Raw genomic sequence first — 17,990 nt, 5'->3', positions numbered from 1 at the left:
TCACCACACAATCAGCATTACAAAGGCCAGACATACGCAAAGCGTAAAGAGTGACAGATCCATTAACAGGGGATGCCAGATTTCGCCGGAGTAAATCCAGTCGCGTAGCAGGCGATGAAAAATCAGCCAGAGAATAAATCCTGCTACAAACGCCTTGAAAACAGGAGGGAAGTAGACAGATGCTCCGATCATTAAATCTTGTAGGGGCAATCCTGTTGCATTAAACATAAACTTCACGGGCAAAATCCTTGGCGGAAGAGAGCATTGCTATAGGTTTAGCAAAAAAGAGACAATGAGTCTCTGTAACGCATAATGTCTGAAAAAATGTCAGCCGGTAAGCAAATTTGGCAATACATTTGTTTTGGGAATACAAATGCTGCACACTATTCTAAAATCAGCATAATAACTTAGCAAGCTAATTATAAGGAGATGAAATTGGAATCGCCATTAGGTTCTGATCTGGCACGGTTGGTGCGCATTTGGCGTGCTCTGATTGACCATCGCCTGAAACCTCTGGAGTTGACGCAGACGCATTGGGTTACGCTGCACAACATTCATCAATTGCCGCCTGATCAATCGCAGATTCAGTTGGCTAAAGCGATTGGCATCGAGCAGCCTTCGTTGGTACGCACGCTTGACCAGCTGGAAGAAAAGGGACTCATTTCACGACAGACTTGCGCCAGCGATCGTCGGGCAAAGAGAATTAAACTGACAGAAAAAGCAGAGCCGCTGATTGCAGATATGGAAGCGGTTATCAACAAGACGCGTGGAGAAATTTTGGAAGGGATTTCAGCTGAGGAAATTGATCTGCTGATTAAACTGGTCGCCAGACTGGAACACAATATTATTGAACTGCAGTCACAGGGCTGAAACGATAAGATGACGTGTGGCCAGAGCCTGACCACACGTGAATTCGATTAGCGTGGAGACACGGTAACCTGGCTGCCGTTGTTAGCCATAACAACGCGCTGGCCAGCTGAGAACTTGGTTGCACCCTGTTTCTGAACCACCATGATGGTATTACCGTCGTCCTTACGGATTTCCAGTTCTACACCCTGGGTTTTATTCATCGCACCTTGTACGCCTTGACCCGCTACGCCACCGGCAACTGCGCCAGCCGCCGTGGCTAATGAACGACCCGTACCGCCGCCGACGGTGTTACCCAGGAACCCGCCGAGTACCGCACCACCAATGGCGCCAATCACGTTTGCGTCATCGCCACCCTGGATTTGCACCGGACGAACATGAACAATTGTACCGTAGGTAACGTTCTGAACTTGTTTCGCTTCGGATGCGGTGTATACGTCGCCTGAAAGGCTATCATTGTTAACGCAGCCCGCCAGAGATACACCCATTAATGCAACAGTCAGCACACGTTTAATCATTTACAAATCTCCTTTAACACCACGAAACGCTAATAAAGCACCCTTCATGGCTAAATTATATGGCACTTGTGAGCCTAAGGTCACATGTTCTACTGGAACAATATGAAAATCTTAACCGAAATCGGATATACCGAGTATAAACGAATCATTCATATAATTGATGTAATAAAGCGTCCATTGTAATGATTAGCCCTCAAAAATCATTAAGGAAGCATGGCATTAGTCGGCACTTTATGGTTGAGTGTCAAGGCTAATTTGCTTAAAAGGATGACATATGAAATCGGGCCGTTTTATCGGTGTAATGTCTGGAACCAGCCTTGATGGTGTCGATGTTGTGCTGGCGACGATAGATGAAACGATGGTTGCGCAACAGGCGAGTCTGACCTGGCCTATTCCTCTCCATATAAAGCAGGCGATCCTGGATATCTGCCAGGGGCAGCAGCTTACGTTATCGCAGTTTGGCCAACTTGACGCACAGCTCGGTTATCTGTTTGCCGAGGCGGTGAATGCGCTGTTGGCACAGGAAAAATTGAAACCGCATGAGATCGTTGCGATTGGCTGTCATGGGCAAACCGTGTGGCATGAACCGACGGGAATTGCGCCGCACACGCTGCAAATTGGCGACAACAATCAAATCGTCGCGCGTACCGGGATAACGGTGATCGGCGATTTTCGTCGCCGCGATATCGCTCTCGGTGGGCAGGGCGCGCCGTTGGTTCCCGCTTTTCATCAGGCGCTGTTGGCTCATCCAACGGAGCGGCGGATGGTGCTAAACATCGGCGGAATTGCCAATCTGTCTCTGCTTATCCCACAGCAACCCGTTCGCGGTTACGACACCGGGCCGGGCAATATGCTGATGGATGCCTGGATCTGGCGGCAATGCGGCCAACCCTACGACAAAGATGCGCAGTGGGCCACATCGGGAACGGTGATCCTGCCTTTACTGCAAAATATGCTTAACGATCCTTATTTTTCTGCGCCTGCGCCGAAAAGCACTGGCCGCGAGTATTTCAATTATGGCTGGATAGAACGTCATATGGCGCAGTTCCCGGGAATAAGCCCGCGGGATGTGCAGGCGACGCTTGCCGAACTGACGGCCGTGACCATTTCTGAGCAGGTCTTGCTAAGCGGAGGCTGTGAACGGCTAATGGTATGCGGCGGCGGCAGCCGTAATCCGCTGCTGATGATGCGTCTGGCGGCATTATTGCCAGGGACAGAGGTCACCTCAACCGATGAGGCTGGGATCAGCGGCGATGATATGGAGGCCCTGGCTTTTGCCTGGCTGGCGTGGCGAACGCTGGCGGGATTACCGGGAAATCTGCCTTCCGTGACCGGCGCATCAGAATCGAGCGTTTTAGGGGCGATTTATCCTGCTAACCCACGAACTCAGAGTTAACTGAAATTATTCAGCGCCATATGTCGATAAACTAGGGATATTAGGGAGGGTGCCATTACCCTCCAGGACCAGGAAAGTCTTCAGGATATGGCTATGAAAAAACTGTTGTTAGTGTGTCTGCCGGTACTACTTAGCGGGTGCAGCGTGTACAAACAATTTGTCGAGCGTATGCAAACGGATACGCTTGAATACCGCTGTGACGAAAAACCGCTTACCGTGAAGCTGAACAATACCCGTCAGATGGCGAGTTTTGTTTATGATAATCAGCTATTGAACCTCAAACAGGGCGTGTCGGCATCAGGTGCTCGCTATACCGATGGTATTTACGTTTTCTGGTCTAAAGGCGACGAGGCAACGGTCTATAAACGAGACAGAATTGTGCTAAATAACTGTCAGTTACAGAACCCGAAGCGTTGAGATTTTCACCTGGGCGGCGCACAATAGCGTCACCCACTGACAATCCGTAGCCAACATCATGTCTGATAACGACGAATTGCAGCAAATCGCGCATTTGCGCCGTGAATACACGAAAGGCGGTCTCCGCCGCCGAGATCTTCCCGCCGAGCCCCTTGCGCTGTTCGAGCGCTGGCTGGGGCAAGCCTGTGACGCCAAACTGGCCGATCCCACAGCGATGGTCGTTGCTACCGTCGATGAAAACGGTCAGCCTTATCAGCGTATCGTGTTGCTCAAACATTATGATGACAAAGGGCTGGTGTTCTATACCAACCTCGGTAGCCGTAAGGCCCATCAGATTGAGAAAAACCCACGCATCAGCCTCCTGTTTCCCTGGCATACGCTGGAACGGCAGGTGATGGTGATCGGCAAGGCTGAGCGCCTTTCCACGCTGGAAGTGGTGAAATACTTCCACAGTCGCCCACGTGATAGCCAGATTGGTGCCTGGGTCTCTAAGCAATCCAGTCGGATCTCCGCGCGCGGTATTCTGGAAAGCAAATTCCTCGAACTGAAGCAGAAGTTTCAGCAAGGAGAAGTTCCACTGCCCAGTTTCTGGGGAGGCTTTCGCGTAAGTATTGAGCAGATGGAGTTCTGGCAGGGTGGCGAAAACCGTCTGCACGATCGTTTTTTATACCAACGCGAAGATAACGCGTGGAAAATTGATCGCCTGGCCCCCTAAAGATGCAAAATTCTTGTTTTAAGCGCTGGTGCTGAACAATCCGGCGCTTTATTCTATGTTTCTTTCGCATCAGGCGAAAAGTCGTGTACCGGCTAAGGTGCAGTCGTTTTATACATGGAGATTTTGATGGCAAGCAGTAACTTGATTAAACAATTGCAAGAGCGGGGGCTGGTGGCCCAGGTGACGGACGAGGAAGCGTTAGCAGAGCGACTGGCGCAAGGCCCGATCGCGCTCTATTGCGGCTTCGATCCTACCGCTGACAGCTTGCATTTGGGGCATCTGGTTCCATTGTTATGCCTGAAACGCTTCCAGCAGGCAGGCCATAAGCCTGTCGCACTGGTGGGTGGCGCAACCGGTCTGATTGGTGACCCGAGCTTTAAAGCTGCCGAGCGTAAACTGAATACCGAAGACACCGTGCAGGAGTGGGTGGATAAAATCCGCAAACAGGTTGCGCCGTTCCTCGATTTCGACTGTGGCGACAACTCGGCGATTGCTGCGAACAACTATGACTGGTTTGGCAGTATGAATGTACTGACTTTCCTGCGTGATATCGGCAAACACTTCTCCGTTAACCAGATGATCAACAAAGAAGCGGTGAAGCAGCGTCTGAACCGTGACGATCAGGGGATCTCTTTTACCGAGTTTTCTTACAACCTGCTGCAGGGTTATGACTTTGCCTGCCTGAACAAACTGCACGGTGTTGCGCTGCAGATTGGCGGTTCTGACCAGTGGGGCAATATTACTTCGGGTATCGATTTGACCCGTCGTCTGCACCAGAACCAGGTGTTTGGTCTGACCGTTCCGTTGATCACTAAAGCTGACGGCACGAAATTCGGTAAGACGGAAGGCGGCGCTGTGTGGCTGGATCCGAAGAAAACCAGTCCGTACAAATTCTACCAGTTCTGGATCAATACCGCCGATGCGGATGTTTATCGCTTCCTGAAATTCTTCACCTTCATGGACATTGAAGAGATCAATGCGCTGGAAGAAGAAGATAAAAATAGCGGTAAAGCGCCGCGCGCCCAGTATGTTCTGGCTGAGCAAGTAACGCGTCTGGTTCACGGCGAAGAAGGTCTGGTAGCGGCAAAACGTATTACCGAAAGCTTGTTCAACGGTAATCTGAGCGATTTGAGCGAAGCGGATTTCGAACAGCTGGCGCAGGATGGCGTGCCGATGATCGAGATGGACAAAGGTGCCGATCTGATGCAGGCGCTGGTGGACTCCGAGCTGCAACCTTCTCGCGGCCAAGCACGTAAGACTATCGCGTCTAATGCGGTGACCATCAACGGTGAGAAGCAATCCGATCCGGAATATTTCTTCCAGGAGAGTGATATCCTGTTCGGGCGCTACACCTTACTGCGCCGTGGCAAGAAGAACTATTGTCTGATTTGCTGGAAGTAAGATTTAGTTAGCAGGGGCGTGGGAAACTACGCCCCTTTATTTTTTCAGGGTTGTGGTAAGTAAAATGAAGAATATCCTCGCCATCCAGTCCCACGTTGTTTTTGGTCATGCGGGCAACAGTGCAGCAGAATTTCCAATGCGTCGTCTTGGCGCAAATGTCTGGCCGCTGAATACCGTTCAGTTTTCTAACCACACACAGTACGGCAAATGGACCGGTTGCGTTATGCCGCCGAGTCATCTGACTGACATTGTCCAGGGCATTGCCGATATCGATAAACTCCAGACTTGTGACGCAGTACTGAGCGGCTATCTTGGCTCGGCTGAACAGGGCGAGCATATTCTGGGTATTGTACGCAAAGTAAAAGCGGCCAATCCGCAGGCGAAATATTTTTGTGACCCGGTGATGGGCCATCCGGAAAAAGGGTGTATCGTCGCGCCGGGCGTAGCGGAGTTTCATGTACGCCATGCGCTTCCGGCCAGCGATATTATCGCCCCGAATTTAGTTGAGCTCGAAATTCTGTGCGAGCATGCGGTGAACAATGTCAATGAGGCCGTGGCGGCAGCGCGTGAGCTCATCGCTCAGGGACCAGAAATTGTGCTGGTGAAGCATCTGGCTCGCGCGGGTATCAGCGCAGATCGTTTCGAGATGCTGTTAGTTACTGCTGAACAGGCGTGGCATATCAGCCGACCGTTAGTCGATTTTGGCGCACGTCAACCGGTTGGCGTAGGTGATGTCACCAGCGGCTTATTGTTGGTTAAACTGCTGCAGGGCGCGTCTTTACAGCAGGCGCTGGAGCACGTGACGGCGGCGGTGTACGAAGTGATGATTGCCACCAAAAAAATGCACGAGTATGAGCTGCAGGTCGTGGCTGCGCAGGATTGTATCGCGAAGCCTGAACACTACTTCAGCGCGACGCAGCTGTAACCAATGCCCGATGGCGCTCACGCTTATCGGGCCTGCGTTTGGCTGAAGGCCGGGTAAGCGCAAGCGCTACCCGGCAACAACAATTAATTTAACCCTTCTGCTTTCAACGCCGCGGCAACCGCCGGACGTTCAGCCATACGCGCCATATACGCATCGATATTACTTAACCCTGCCATATTCAGCTTAACCGCATACGCCCAACGCAGCACGGTGAACAGATAGGCGTCCGCAATGCTGAAGCGCGAACCGCAGATCCATTGGTTATCTTGCAGCGCGTCGTTCACATACTGCATTTTTTTCTCCAGCAGCGCGCGAACGGTTGGCTTGAAGTCTTCCGGCGTATCGGGACGGAACAGTGGGGTAAAGCCTTTATGCAGTTCTGTCGCAATGTAGTTAAGCCATTCAATGGTTTTGTAACGGGAGAGGCTGCTGGTCGGGGCAAGGAGTTGACGGTCTGGAACGGTGTCCGCCAGGTATTGCATGATGGCGACGCCTTCGGTCAGTAGCGTACCGTCATCCAGCAGCAGCGCGGGAACTTGCCCTTTTGGGTTTACCGCGAAAAAATCATCGCCGTTTTCCAGGCGCTTCTTCATCAGATCAACACCATCCAGCGTGAAATCTTTACCGCTCTCACGAAGTGTGATGTGGGAAGCAAGAGAACAAGCGCCCGGTTTGTAGAACAGTTTCATCGGTAACTCCTTTTGGCTGAGGTATATCGTATGGTAGTGCTAGCTCAGGCAAAAAAAAAGCCGCTAACACCAGTTAGCGGCCTGAAAAAGAGTTTCCCTGAGAATTACGCTGTCGCGGCCTTAGAGGCTTTCTCATTGACGTCATCGTCCTGAGTCATACGATTCAGTTTCGGTGCCGTCAGTAGCATCAGAACAGCGATAACAGCCGTAGCAACACCAATCTGCAGGAACACACGACCGTAGACTTCAAGGGACATCAGCGGGTCAGTGACGTTCTCTGGTACAGCCATCATGTTGGCTACGTAACCACCGATGATGTTTGCACCGGCAGTGGTCAGGAACCAGCTACCCATGATGAAGCCCATCAGGCGTTGCGGAACCAACTGAGCCACCATTGCCAGACCCAGACCGGAGATCATCAGTTCACCGATACTTTGCAGACCGTAGCAGATGATCAGCCAGTTAACGGAAACGATGCCCGCATCAGTAGCGAATTTAGCACCCAGAGGCAGGATCAGGAACGCACCGGAACACAGCACCATACCAATCGCAAACTTGGTTGGCATCGGCAGGGTATCGCCCATCTTGTTATAGATAGCGGCGAGGATTGGGCTACCAATGATGATCCAGAACGGGTTCAGTGCCTGGTACTGCTCAGGTTCGAAAGCAATGCCAAGAATAGAGTGCTCAACGTTACGAATCGCGAAGAAGTTCAGTGAGGTCGGCATCTGGCTGTACAGCACGAAGAAGATAATCGCTTCCAGCATCAGAATGAAGGCGACGATCATTTTACGACGCGCAGCACCGTGCATGGTGAATGCTTCTTTACCGAAGATAAACACGATACCCAGAGCAATGACGCCCAGAACCATACGTGCGATCTGCTGGTTGTGCAGCAACCAGGTTGCAATCGCGATCAGCACCACGACGCCAACAATAGTCAGCAACAGGTTACGGAAGTTGATCGGCTCAAAGTCAGGTTTAGAACCGTACTGTTTAACCCAGCGCTGACAGAATGCGAAGTTAACAACGGTAATCAGCATACCCACGACGCTCAGAGCGAACGCGGTGCTCCAGCCGTAATGCGCAGCCAACCACGGTGTTGCCAGCATAGAGAAGAATGAACCGATGTTGACGGACATGTAGTACATGGTAAATGCACCATCAAGACGCGGGTCATCTTTGGCATAGCAGGTAGAGAGCAGGGATGATGGGTTTGCTTTAAACAGGCCGTTACCGACCGCGATGGCCGCCATGCCCATATAAACGATACCCGCATCGTGACCAGACCATGCTACCAACGCATAACCGATGGCCAGGACAACGGCACCCAGCATAATGACACGTTTTGTACCCAGAACTTTATCACCTAACCAGCCGCCAATGGCAACCAGACCGTACACCAGGGCGCTAAAGGACGAGAAAAGGGTGATGGAATCCGCTTCTGACATACCCAGTTGTTTAACCAGGTAGACGGCCATAATTCCTTGCAGGCCGTAATAACCAAAACGCTCCCACAGCTCAATAGAGAAAATGAGATAGAACGCTTTTGGTTGTTTGAAGGCGTTTAAACTCACGCTTTCTGTTGGTTTATTGTTTGCAGTAGACACTTTTACCTCTTTTTTTACATCCCATATCAACGGGGGTGTTCAGGCACGTGATGAGTCAAGTTCATCCGTCCGATTGTTATAGTGGGAGGGGAAACGGCAAGTAATGTTCACTATCTTGACCATTCAGACAAGTGGTTTGTAATAATCTGTTACATATATCATGACTGGTGAAATCGTCGGGACTGTGAAATGTTATCTAGCGTTAAATTTCTTCATTTGAAAAATGGCAGATTTTTACACTGTTTAATCAGGGTAAAAACCGCAATGTGGCGATATGTTCTGCTATTTGCGCTTGAATCCAGTGATATAGGCCATTATCTGAAAAATAGCCAGTGTAATGTTTTGTTTAGAAACTGTTCAGTTAGGTCATCTGATTGTCACTTTAACTAAAAAATAAATATTTTTTAACATTGTGTTATCTGGATGATCTGGATCACGTATAGATAGAAATTTCTTTTACTAAAAAAACGATTAACCTGCTCAGGTGTTAATTAACAAGAATATTGCATTAGATATGCGCGGTTGAACGGCATCATTGTCGGGAAAATAAAGTCAGGGGAGTGCATAACTAATCGTTATGTTTGCGAGGGGCAAGCAGTATGCCCCGGCAGCATCAGATATCGACTTTCTCTTTGAATTCGCAAAGATCTTCGATAATGCAGGAACCGCAGCGCGGCTTTCTGGCTATGCAGGTATAGCGGCCATGAAGAATTAACCAGTGATGGCAATCGACTTTAAATTCACTGGGTACGACTTTCAGCAGCTTCTCTTCAACCTGCTCAACGTTTTTACCCGGGGCGAACTGGGTACGATTACAAACGCGAAAAATATGGGTATCTACGGCAATCGTGGGCCAGCCAAAGGCGGTATTTAACACCACATTAGCCGTCTTTCGCCCAACCCCAGGCAGGGCTTCTAATGCGGCCCGGTCTTCAGGCACTTCACCATTATGTTGCTCCAGCAGAATGCGGCAGGTTTTAATCACGTTCTCCGCTTTGCTGTTAAACAAACCGATTGTCTTGATGTAGGACTTAACCCCTTCAACGCCTAGCTCCAGCATCGCGGCTGGCGTATTGGCGATGGGGTAGAGCTTAGCCGTCGCTTTATTGACGCTGACATCGGTGGCCTGCGCGGAGAGCAAGACTGAAATCAGCAGTTCGAACGGCGATGTAAAATTTAGCTCGGTTGTCGGATGCGGATTGTTCTCACGCAGGCGCGTCAGGATTTCCAGCCGTTTTGCTTTGTTCATTACACATTCCCTGTTTCACCAGCCGGACTGTCCGTGACAGCCGCCTCGGCACGACGTTTCTTCATTTTCTCATCAATCAGATACTTAACTGCCAGCATTAGACCCAGGCCAATAAACGCGCCTGGTGGCAGCATGGCCAGCAGAAACGGCGTATCGGTATGGAAGATCTCAACGCGCAATACTTTGGCCCAGCTACCCAACAAACCGTCTGCGCCATCAAAGAGTGTACCGTTACCAATTATTTCACGTAGCGAGCCCAGAACAAACATGGCGCCAGTTGCGCCCATGCCGATGGAAAAGCCATCGAGTGCGGATAGCGCAGGGCCCTTTTTGGCTGCGAAGGCTTCAGCGCGGCCAACAACAATACAGTTGGTCACAATCAGCGGGATAAAAATGCCCAGAGACTGATACAGGCCAAAAGCGTATGCATTGATCAACATTTGCACCGCGCTCACCACGGAGGCGATGATCATGACATAAATCGGAATACGTATTTCAGGCGGTGTCCAGCGACGAAGGGCAGAAATCGTCAGGTTCGTCAGCGTCAGGACGAGCGTAGTCGCGAGTCCCAGGCCCAGCGCGTTAGTGGCGGTCGAGGTGACGGCCAACAGCGGACACATCCCGAGTAACTGCACAAGCGCGGAGTTATTTTTCCATAACCCTTGGACAATAACGTCTTTAATTTCGCTCATGGTTTATTCTCCACAGGCGCTAAGTTGAGGAAGTTGCGCGGGCAGCGTCTGCGCATACAAACCGGCGCGTTTTACTGCATTAACTACCGCACGTGGCGTAATGGTTGCGCCAGTAAACTGGTCAAAGTCGCCGCCGTCTTTTTTCACCGCCCAGTGAGCGTCGTTACCCGCAGCGATCGTTTTGCCGCTAAAGTGGGTGATCCAGTCGGACAGTCGCAGTTCGATTTTATCACCCAGCCCTGGCGTTTCATGATGTTCGGTCACCCGCGTACCCAACACGGTACCCGAAAAATCGACACCAACCAGCAGTTGAATAGCCCCGGAATAACCATCTGGCGCCGTAGCTTCAAGAATTGCTGCAACGGGACGATCGTCCTGGCGGGCAATATACACTCGGTGAGTGCCTTTGCCCAACGCCTGCGCATCGACCAGATAACAACTTTCGGACAAGTTATTATTGTAGCGATCGCCTGGCAGAACCTGATCGAACAGCGTTTTTTGCTGCAGCGCGGCTTGTTCATCAATGGTGGACTTGGTTAATTGATTGATTGCCGCGGTTAACCCCGTCGAGCCCGCTGCAAACAGCGCCAGAGTAATACCGTGTTTACGAATCGTTTTCAGCATAGGGAGTCCTTAGCGATGTCCGTACACGCGAGGGCGGGTGTAATAATCAATCAGGGGAACCGTGATATTTGCCAGCAATACGGCAAAAGCCACGCCATCAGGATAACCGCCAAAACTGCGAATCAACCACACTAACAGGCCCGCAAGTGCGCCAAAAATCAGGCGACCACGGTTGGTAGTTGATGCTGTAACGGGATCGGTAAGAATAAAGAATGCACCCAGCATGGTCGCGCCGGAAAGTAGGTGCAACTGGGGCGAGGCCAGCGAATCTGGCGAGAAAATCCAGCCTAAAGTGGCACAAACGGCGAGCGACAGCAGGAAGCTAACCGGGATATGCCAGCGAATCGCTTTCTGCCATAGCAACACGACGCCGCCCACCAGCCAGGCAAGGTTAACCCACTGCCAGCCAGCGCCTGCAAGCATGCCGCTGTAGATTGGGTATTGCATCACCTGCTCAACAGTACGTCCCGCATGCAGCGAAGTCTTAAAGGTATCGAGAGGCGTTGCCTGACTGATACCATCAATACCCATACGCAGCGTGTTCATATCCCCGCCACTGGCGGTATGTCCGCTAAAGATAACGTTCAGGGCGTCAAAAAAACCAGGCACAGTCGCCGCAATTTCATGCGGCGGCAGCCAGCTTGTCATCTGTACCGGGAATGAGATAAGCAGCACCACGTAACCAATCATGGCGGGGTTAAACGGGTTCTGACCGAGGCCGCCATACAGCTGTTTAGCAATGATAACGGCGAATACCGTGCCTAAAACTACCATCCACCAGGGGGCGAGCGGGGGAATACTCACGGCCAGCAGTAACCCGGTGAGCAACGCGGAGTTGTCTTGTAAAATCGCGACAATGGGTTGTTTGCGCAGTTTAAGCACGCCAGCTTCGGCGGCGATAGCGCTGATGGCGGCCAGAACTATCTGGAACAATGTACCCCAGCCAAAGAACCACAGCTGAGCGGCGATCCCCGGCAATGCAGCCAGTAACACCAGCATCATGATACGCGATGTCTGGCGCTGGTTATGGGTATAAGGGGAGCTTGCTATTCTGAATACCATTTATTCCTCGTTTACAACCTGCTGCTGGGCGGCTTTCTTTGCCTGAGCGCGTGCAATAGCGGCCGCGACGGCGGCTTTACGCGGATCCACCGGTTCGGCTGTTTCCGTAACCGTCTGCTGCTCGAGCTTGCGAGCTTTGGCGCGGGCGATAGCCGCTTCCACGGCGGCTTTACGCGGATCCACCGGTTCGGCTGTTTCCGTTACGGTTTCCTGTTCAAGCTTGCGGGCTTTGGCGCGGGCGATAGCCGCTTCCACGGCGGCTTTACGCGGATCCACCGGTTCGGCTGTTTCCGTTACGGTTTCCTGCTCAAGCTTGCGGGCTTTGGCGCGAGCGATTGCCGCTTCCACTGCAGCTTTACGCGGATCCACCGGTTCGGCTGTTTCCGTTACGGTTTCCTGCTCGAGTTTGCGGGCTTTGGCGCGAGCGATTGCCGCTTCAACTGCAGCTTTACGCGGGTCGACCTCTGTGCTGCTGCCTCCAGCTTGGGGAGGGTTTTCCATCCGGGTTGCGCGAGCTTGCGCCTTACGCGCCTCGCGTGCGGCAATCACGGCACTATTGTCAGGTTTTTCGCCAGCCTGAATGACTACCGGCTGCATTGCCTGAGCCTGCTTTTCTTTTACGCGAGCCAGCGCGGCGGCAATGGCATCATGATCTTTAGCCGCAGGCTGAACGGCAGCGCTTTTGTGACGTTCAAGACGGGCTGCTTTTTCACGTTCGAGTCGCGCCTGTCGGGCTTCAAATCGCGCTTTCGCTTCAGCGGCACGTTTTTCTTCCTGACTAATGGCATAAATCTCGGCTTTTTCCTGACGGAAATACTGCACCAGTGGAATATTGCTTGGGCATACCCAGGCGCAGGCACCGCATTCAATGCAGTCCGCGATATTGTGCGCCGTTGCTTTGTCGTGCTGCTGCCCTTTACTGAACCAATAAAGCTGTTGCGGCAGGAGATCGGCCGGACAGGCATCGGCGCATGCGCTACAGCGAATGCAGCCTTTCTCTTCCGGCGTTTCTCCCATTTCACTGGCAGAGGGCGCCAGAAGACAGTTGGTTATCTTCACCACCGGTACATCCAGCCACGGCAGCGTAAAGCCCATCAGCGGCCCGCCCATAATCACCATCTGGTCGGCGGAAGGGCAGAAGCCTGCGTCGTTGAGCAGATGACGAACCGGCGTGCCTAAACGCGCCCAGACGTTGCCCGGACGGCTGACGGCTTCGCCGGTCAGCGTCACGACTCGCTCGGTAATCGGTTCTCCGTCAATCACCGCACGTTTAATCGCGTAGGCGGTTCCAACGTTTTGCATCAGCACGCCGATATCTGAGGAGCGTCCCCCGTGGGGAACCTGCTTGCCGGTCAGGATTTGCGTTAACTGCTTGGCCCCGCCTGACGGGTACTTGGTGGGGATCACGCGTAAGCTGATATCGTGTGAATCAGCCAGCACCGCGCGCAGCATGGAAATTGCCTGTGGCTTGTTATCTTCAATGCCCAGTAGAATTTCGCGTGGCTGAAGAATATGCGCCAGGATACGGATACCTTCGACGACCTGCGCCGCGCAGTCCTGCATCAGGCGGTCATCAGCCGTAATGTACGGCTCGCATTCAGCAGCGTTAATGATCAGCGTTTCAATTTTATCTCCGCCGCCCTGCAGCTTAACGCCGGTGGGAAAACCCGCGCCACCCAGTCCGGCGACGCCGAACTGGTGAATACGTGCGATCAGCTCTTCCCGGCTGCGGGAACGGTAATCGGCCCAGCCGTCTCGCTCAATCCAGCGATCTTCGCCATCGGCATCAATAATAACGCTCAGCTCAGCTAATGCCGATGGATGTGCAGTAGAATGCGGCGCAATAGCAACAACGGTGCCTGACGTTGGCGCATGTACCGGAAGCATTTTACCACGCCCAAGGGTTAACGCCTGACCACGCAGCACGGTGTCGCCTACGTTTACGCACAGCTCACCCTCCGCGCCAATATGTTGTTTCAGCGGAATAACAAAGCGTGGCGCCAGCGGAACCTGTCGCAGCGGCGTACCGTTCGACTGGGTCTTCATTTCTGGTGGATGAATGCCGCCATCAAAGTCCCAGATTTTGTTTTTTCTGAATGCAGAGAATAACTTAAACATGTTGTTCCACGGGAATGATGCGCACAGGGATGGTGTTTAAATCCCATTTCCAGCTATCAGGTGTCTCGGCCACCGGGCGTAATTCGATACATTGCGTCGGGCACGGGTCAACGCACAGGTTGCACCCGGTGCAGAGATCGCTCATCACCGTGTGCATGGCGCGGGTCGCGCCCACGATCGCATCAACCGGGCAGGCCTGAATGCACTTTGTACAACCGATACAGTTATTTTCATCAATGACCGCCAGCATACGCACGGGGGTAACATCGTGTTCATCACCATCAATCGGCTGCGGGTCGACGTTCAGCAGGGCGGCAATTTTTAACATCACCGCTTCGCCACCGGGTGCGCAACGGTTGATTTTTTCGCCCTGGGAGCCGATCGCTTCAGCGTAAGGATGACAGCCCGGATAGCCGCATTGTCCACACTGGCTTTGCGGGAGAATTTCATCAATTTTCTCCACGACAGGATCATCTTCCACGGCAAAACGTCGTGAGGCGTAACCCAAAATAGCGCCGAACGCCAGACCCAGTAGACTCACTGCGGCAACGGCAATCCAGATAGCATTCATTACAACTTCACCAAACCACTAAAGCCCATAAAGGCCAATGACATTAAACCAGCGGTAATCAGCGCAATCGCATTACCGCGAAACGGAGCAGGCACGTCCGCCACGGCGAGGCGTTCGCGGATCGCGGCGAACAGTACCATTACCAGTGAGAAGCCGACGGCGGCGGAAAAACCGTATAGCGCCGACTGTAAAAAGTTATGGCCGAGGTTGATGTTCAGTAACGCCACGCCTAATACCGCGCAGTTAGTGGTGATCAGTGGTAGGAAGATCCCCAGCAGGCGGTAAAGTGCAGGGCTGGTTTTGCGTACAACCATCTCGGTAAATTGCACGACGACGGCGATGACCAGAATAAAAGCCAACGTGCGCAGATAGATGAGATTGAGTGGAATGAGGATCCAGGTGTCAATCAGCCATGCGCAGATGGATGCCAGTGTCATGACAAACGTCGTGGCAAGGCCCATACCCATTGCGGTTTCCAGTTTTTTGGAAACGCCCATAAACGGGCAGAGCCCCAGAAACTTGACCAGTACAAAGTTATTGACCAGTACAGTTCCGACAAACAGCAGCAGGTAATCAGTCATTTTTCGGCCTGAAATAAAAAAGCCGCCTATTATCTGACAATCTACAACAGGCGACAACAGGTTAACTGTAGGGTTATTACGGATTCACAAACGTCGATTTAACGCGTTGCGAGCGTTTGAAATAGGGCACCAGCAGTGCCGCAGCCAGCAATGGGAACAGTAGTTGGCGCACGGCAAAGGCGTCCGGAACCGGTGAAAACGCAAACGCTTTAACCGCCAGTAACACGGAGATCAGCAGCCATAGAATATAATGCTTAGGCACACAGGCTCTGCGTTTGAAAAACGCAATCGTCAGCCACAGCGTGTAATACCACATGGCAATCGCGGTAATAAAAGAGACGCCCCATAACAGCAAATTTGCCGTACTTTGCGCACCCAGCGTTTGGAAGGTTTGCGGTGTAGCCAGCGCAGTGACATAAAGTAATAACGCCAGCGAAGCGCTCAACAATGCGACTAACAGCCAGGCCAGTGGCCCAAGTAGCCAGCCCCCGATACGTTGTGCCGGTGTGGTAGTCATCTCTTCTCCAGGTTTACGCGCGCAATCAAACATGCCATTCATTTTGGGGCAATTATTATAAAGCTTTTAACGTTGAGCGCTACTTTCTTCTTTATTGCACGTAATGCCAGACTGATTTGGGTACCTGACCAACATCAAACAGACGACCTCCTGAGATAAGCTCCGCACGGCGATGGTCTGCAGCGCGATACATATTGATAATGTCGCTATCGTCGGTGAGCGTGTAGTTAAGATGGTCGAACAGTTTTTCCAGACTTTCGAGTGAACTGATTTTGCGGAATTTTAATAAGTAATCCTGAACAGTCATAAATGGAAATCCATATTAATAAAATAATACCAACGGAGTAGTAAATATAAATAATAAACAACATGCACAGGTAAAAGCGGATTGACGCGCAAATGTGAGAAGAGTGTTCATACCTGTGGAAAAGCAGGCGCTATGCGCACCTGCGGTAAGGGTAACGCGCTTCGCTACAGCAGGCAATATGCACCGGAGTGGGATGCGGCATTATTCTCTTTTTTTGACAAAATTCGATCTTTTGCAGCCAACCCCTGCCGTTACTCGATGTTAATTGCCGGGTTATAAGGGACTGCAGATGCTTATTTCTTCTGCACAGCAGCAACGGGCTCCGGTGGCTGGTAATTGTCAATATGATTGGCAACACCCAGCAGGATCACAGAGACGGTGAGAACAATCCAACCTGCTAATTCAATAAGACGATTCATTACTGATGACATTTGCTTTGATTTATCCATAAACACAGGCTGCAAATGTTACTAATCTCTCAATAATACAGCAAGATAATTGGGAACGATTTCTCCCTCTTTTTCGCTGCAAGTTAAGCATAAGTGGCATATGTTTGACTTAAGTTAATAAACAACCTTTGTAGCGCAATGGTTATTAAACTATTGAGACGTTGCAGGGTATGGTGTGAAATAGGTCAGTCCTGAATTGAGAGGCTATAACATGAGTGACAACATCCGCGTTGGGCTAATTGGCTATGGTTACGCCAGTAAAACCTTCCATGCCCCCCTGATTGTGGGCACACCGGGCCTCGAACTGGCTGCGGTTTCCAGTAGTGATGAAGCAAAAGTGAAGGCAGACTGGCCAACGGTGGCGGTTGTTGCTGAGCCTAAACACCTTTTTAACGATCCGAATATCGACCTGATTGTGATCCCCACGCCTAATGACACTCACTTCCCGTTAGCGAAGGCTGCACTGGAAGCGGGCAAACATGTGGTTGTTGATAAGCCTTTTACCGTGACACTGTCACAAGCACGCGAACTGGATGCGTTGGCGCGCAGCCTTGGCCGCGTGCTGTCCGTTTTCCATAACCGCCGCTGGGATAGTGATTTTCTGACGTTGAAAGCCCTGCTGGCGGATGGCGTTTTGGGGGAGGTGGCGTATTTCGAATCCCATTTCGATCGATTCCGCCCCCAGGTTCGTGATCGCTGGCGTGAACAGGGTGGTCCAGGAAGCGGTATCTGGTATGATTTAGCACCGCATCTTCTGGATCAGGCGATTAACCTGTTTGGTTTGCCCGTCAGCATGACGGTAGACCTGGCTCAGCTCCGCCCAGGTGCGCAAGCGACGGATTACTTCCATGCCATCCTGACTTACCCGCAGCGTCGTGTGATTCTGCACGGCACCATGCTCGCTGCCGCTGAGTCGGCCCGTTATATCGTGCACGGATCGCGTGGCAGCTATGTGAAGTATGGTCTTGACCCGCAGGAAGAGCGCCTGAAAAATGGCGAGCGACTGCCTCAGGAAGACTGGGGTTACGACATGCGCGATGGCGTGTTGACGCGAATAGAAGGCGAAGAGCAGGTTGAAGAGACCTGGCTGACTGTACCGGGTAATTACCCGGCGTACTATGCTGGCATTCGTGATGCGCTAAATGGTCATGGTGAAAACCCGGTACCGGCGAGACAAGCTATTCAAATCATGGAGCTGATTGAGCTGGGTCTTGAATCGGCGAAACATCGCTCGACGTTGTGCCTTGCCTGATTAGGCAAATGCCGGATGGCGATGCTCAGC

Annotated in this window: 21 protein-coding genes; 7 read left to right on the top strand and 14 right to left on the bottom strand. The window is 51.9% G+C overall.

The features are described 5' to 3' along the window. Complete coding sequence (locus tag HV311_RS12890; RefSeq protein WP_080858752.1) at positions 1 to 237, bottom strand: DUF1656 domain-containing protein; 237 nt, start codon at positions 235 to 237, stop codon at positions 1 to 3. A 192-nt stretch (positions 238 to 429) separates the two neighbouring features. Here HV311_RS12890 and slyA point away from each other — a divergent pair, with 192 nt between their 5' ends. Further along, on the top strand, positions 430 to 870 hold the full coding sequence (slyA, locus tag HV311_RS12885; protein WP_019076732.1) for a transcriptional regulator SlyA: 441 nt from the start codon (positions 430 to 432) through the stop codon (positions 868 to 870). A 47-nt stretch (positions 871 to 917) separates the two neighbouring features. Here slyA and slyB read toward each other — a convergent pair whose 3' ends face one another. Further along, on the bottom strand, positions 918 to 1,385 hold the full coding sequence (slyB, locus tag HV311_RS12880; protein WP_016152998.1) for an outer membrane lipoprotein SlyB: 468 nt from the start codon (positions 1,383 to 1,385) through the stop codon (positions 918 to 920). A gap of 274 nt (positions 1,386 to 1,659) precedes the next feature. On the opposite strand from slyB, the gene anmK reads away from it, so the two are divergent. The 5 genes from anmK (at position 1,660) to pdxY (ending at position 6,239) form a co-directional block, all read left to right on the top strand. Beyond that, on the top strand, positions 1,660 to 2,781 hold the full coding sequence (gene anmK, locus HV311_RS12875; RefSeq protein WP_191220016.1) for an anhydro-N-acetylmuramic acid kinase: 1,122 nt from the start codon (positions 1,660 to 1,662) through the stop codon (positions 2,779 to 2,781). Between the two features lie 87 nt (positions 2,782 to 2,868). Further along, a complete protein-coding gene (mliC, locus tag HV311_RS12870; protein WP_191220015.1) occupies positions 2,869 to 3,198 on the top strand; it encodes a C-type lysozyme inhibitor in 330 nt (109 codons plus the stop codon). Positions 3,199 to 3,256: 58 nt separating this feature from the next. Next, positions 3,257 to 3,913, top strand: a complete 657-nt coding sequence (gene pdxH / locus HV311_RS12865) for a pyridoxamine 5'-phosphate oxidase (protein ID WP_003029169.1) — start codon at positions 3,257 to 3,259, stop codon at positions 3,911 to 3,913. 126 nt (positions 3,914 to 4,039) lie between these two features. After that, positions 4,040 to 5,314 (top strand): tyrosine--tRNA ligase, encoded by a 1,275-nt coding sequence (gene tyrS / locus HV311_RS12860; RefSeq protein WP_003836431.1) that lies wholly within the window; start codon positions 4,040 to 4,042, stop codon positions 5,312 to 5,314. Positions 5,315 to 5,378: 64 nt separating this feature from the next. Continuing rightward, on the top strand, positions 5,379 to 6,239 hold the full coding sequence (gene pdxY, locus HV311_RS12855; protein ID WP_019076734.1) for a pyridoxal kinase PdxY: 861 nt from the start codon (positions 5,379 to 5,381) through the stop codon (positions 6,237 to 6,239). An 83-nt stretch (positions 6,240 to 6,322) separates the two neighbouring features. Here the strand turns inward: pdxY and gstA are convergent, their stop codons facing one another. The 12 genes from gstA to blr all read right to left on the bottom strand — a co-directional run bounded on the left by gstA (position 6,323) and on the right by blr (position 16,678). Beyond that, positions 6,323 to 6,928, bottom strand: a complete 606-nt coding sequence (gstA, locus tag HV311_RS12850) for a glutathione transferase GstA (protein ID WP_016153002.1) — start codon at positions 6,926 to 6,928, stop codon at positions 6,323 to 6,325. A gap of 104 nt (positions 6,929 to 7,032) precedes the next feature. Continuing rightward, the gene (dtpA, locus tag HV311_RS12845) at positions 7,033 to 8,538 is read right to left on the bottom strand and encodes a dipeptide/tripeptide permease DtpA (RefSeq protein WP_016153003.1); all 1,506 of its coding nucleotides are present in this window, start codon (positions 8,536 to 8,538) and stop codon (positions 7,033 to 7,035) included. Between the two features lie 613 nt (positions 8,539 to 9,151). Continuing rightward, positions 9,152 to 9,787, bottom strand: coding sequence for an endonuclease III (gene nth / locus HV311_RS12840; protein WP_016153004.1), 636 nt, complete (start codon positions 9,785 to 9,787; stop codon positions 9,152 to 9,154). Then, a complete protein-coding gene (locus HV311_RS12835) occupies positions 9,787 to 10,479 on the bottom strand; it encodes an electron transport complex subunit E (protein WP_016153005.1) in 693 nt (230 codons plus the stop codon). Before HV311_RS12835 ends, nth begins: the two co-directional genes overlap by 1 nt. Positions 10,480 to 10,482: 3 nt before the next feature. Next, positions 10,483 to 11,103 (bottom strand): electron transport complex subunit RsxG, encoded by a 621-nt coding sequence (rsxG, locus tag HV311_RS12830; RefSeq protein ID WP_016153006.1) that lies wholly within the window; start codon positions 11,101 to 11,103, stop codon positions 10,483 to 10,485. Between the two features lie 9 nt (positions 11,104 to 11,112). Then, on the bottom strand, positions 11,113 to 12,165 hold the full coding sequence (rsxD, locus tag HV311_RS12825) for an electron transport complex subunit RsxD (protein WP_137397051.1): 1,053 nt from the start codon (positions 12,163 to 12,165) through the stop codon (positions 11,113 to 11,115). Next, a complete protein-coding gene (gene rsxC, locus HV311_RS12820; protein ID WP_191220014.1) occupies positions 12,166 to 14,283 on the bottom strand; it encodes an electron transport complex subunit RsxC in 2,118 nt (705 codons plus the stop codon). Continuing rightward, complete coding sequence (gene rsxB / locus HV311_RS12815) at positions 14,276 to 14,854, bottom strand: electron transport complex subunit RsxB (protein ID WP_006684670.1); 579 nt, start codon at positions 14,852 to 14,854, stop codon at positions 14,276 to 14,278. Before rsxB ends, rsxC begins: the two co-directional genes overlap by 8 nt. Then, positions 14,854 to 15,435, bottom strand: coding sequence for an electron transport complex subunit RsxA (gene rsxA / locus HV311_RS12810; protein WP_003029144.1), 582 nt, complete (start codon positions 15,433 to 15,435; stop codon positions 14,854 to 14,856). The genes rsxB and rsxA overlap by 1 nt, the downstream gene beginning before the upstream one ends. A 76-nt stretch (positions 15,436 to 15,511) precedes the next feature. Next, positions 15,512 to 15,952: a DUF2569 domain-containing protein gene (locus HV311_RS12805; RefSeq protein WP_101700685.1), complete on the bottom strand. Its 441-nt coding sequence runs from the start codon at positions 15,950 to 15,952 to the stop codon at positions 15,512 to 15,514. 91 nt (positions 15,953 to 16,043) lie between these two features. After that, positions 16,044 to 16,259, bottom strand: a complete 216-nt coding sequence (ydgT, locus tag HV311_RS12800; protein WP_003832804.1) for a transcription modulator YdgT — start codon at positions 16,257 to 16,259, stop codon at positions 16,044 to 16,046. A 293-nt stretch (positions 16,260 to 16,552) separates the two neighbouring features. After that, positions 16,553 to 16,678 (bottom strand): division septum protein Blr, encoded by a 126-nt coding sequence (blr, locus tag HV311_RS12795; RefSeq protein ID WP_019076739.1) that lies wholly within the window; start codon positions 16,676 to 16,678, stop codon positions 16,553 to 16,555. Between the two features lie 241 nt (positions 16,679 to 16,919). On the opposite strand from blr, the gene HV311_RS12790 reads away from it, so the two are divergent. Next, positions 16,920 to 17,960: an oxidoreductase gene (locus HV311_RS12790; protein WP_016153010.1), complete on the top strand. Its 1,041-nt coding sequence runs from the start codon at positions 16,920 to 16,922 to the stop codon at positions 17,958 to 17,960. Positions 17,961 to 17,990: the final 30 nt, after the last annotated feature.

Source organism: Citrobacter sp. RHBSTW-00881 (assembly GCF_013728515.1).
Classification (GTDB): domain Bacteria; phylum Pseudomonadota; class Gammaproteobacteria; order Enterobacterales; family Enterobacteriaceae; genus Citrobacter; species Citrobacter braakii.
Note: the sequence above shows the minus strand (reverse complement) of the source record. Positions and strands in the feature narration are given on the sequence as shown.

Coding starts and splice junctions, on each gene's coding strand:
- rsxD (WP_137397051.1), bottom strand. CDS start 12,165: ATGGTATTCAGAATAGCAAGCTCCCCTTATACCCATAACCAGCGCCAG.
- rsxA (WP_003029144.1), bottom strand. CDS start 15,435: ATGACTGATTACCTGCTGCTGTTTGTCGGAACTGTACTGGTCAATAAC.
- blr (WP_019076739.1), bottom strand. CDS start 16,678: ATGAATCGTCTTATTGAATTAGCAGGTTGGATTGTTCTCACCGTCTCT.
- pdxH (WP_003029169.1), top strand. CDS start 3,257: ATGTCTGATAACGACGAATTGCAGCAAATCGCGCATTTGCGCCGTGAA.
- nth (WP_016153004.1), bottom strand. CDS start 9,787: ATGAACAAAGCAAAACGGCTGGAAATCCTGACGCGCCTGCGTGAGAAC.
- anmK (WP_191220016.1), top strand. CDS start 1,660: ATGAAATCGGGCCGTTTTATCGGTGTAATGTCTGGAACCAGCCTTGAT.
- gstA (WP_016153002.1), bottom strand. CDS start 6,928: ATGAAACTGTTCTACAAACCGGGCGCTTGTTCTCTTGCTTCCCACATC.
- rsxB (WP_006684670.1), bottom strand. CDS start 14,854: ATGAATGCTATCTGGATTGCCGTTGCCGCAGTGAGTCTACTGGGTCTG.
- HV311_RS12790 (WP_016153010.1), top strand. CDS start 16,920: ATGAGTGACAACATCCGCGTTGGGCTAATTGGCTATGGTTACGCCAGT.
- ydgT (WP_003832804.1), bottom strand. CDS start 16,259: ATGACTGTTCAGGATTACTTATTAAAATTCCGCAAAATCAGTTCACTC.
- tyrS (WP_003836431.1), top strand. CDS start 4,040: ATGGCAAGCAGTAACTTGATTAAACAATTGCAAGAGCGGGGGCTGGTG.
- slyA (WP_019076732.1), top strand. CDS start 430: ATGAAATTGGAATCGCCATTAGGTTCTGATCTGGCACGGTTGGTGCGC.
- pdxY (WP_019076734.1), top strand. CDS start 5,379: ATGAAGAATATCCTCGCCATCCAGTCCCACGTTGTTTTTGGTCATGCG.
- rsxG (WP_016153006.1), bottom strand. CDS start 11,103: ATGCTGAAAACGATTCGTAAACACGGTATTACTCTGGCGCTGTTTGCA.
- HV311_RS12835 (WP_016153005.1), bottom strand. CDS start 10,479: ATGAGCGAAATTAAAGACGTTATTGTCCAAGGGTTATGGAAAAATAAC.
- rsxC (WP_191220014.1), bottom strand. CDS start 14,283: ATGTTTAAGTTATTCTCTGCATTCAGAAAAAACAAAATCTGGGACTTT.
- mliC (WP_191220015.1), top strand. CDS start 2,869: ATGGCTATGAAAAAACTGTTGTTAGTGTGTCTGCCGGTACTACTTAGC.
- HV311_RS12805 (WP_101700685.1), bottom strand. CDS start 15,952: ATGACTACCACACCGGCACAACGTATCGGGGGCTGGCTACTTGGGCCA.
- slyB (WP_016152998.1), bottom strand. CDS start 1,385: ATGATTAAACGTGTGCTGACTGTTGCATTAATGGGTGTATCTCTGGCG.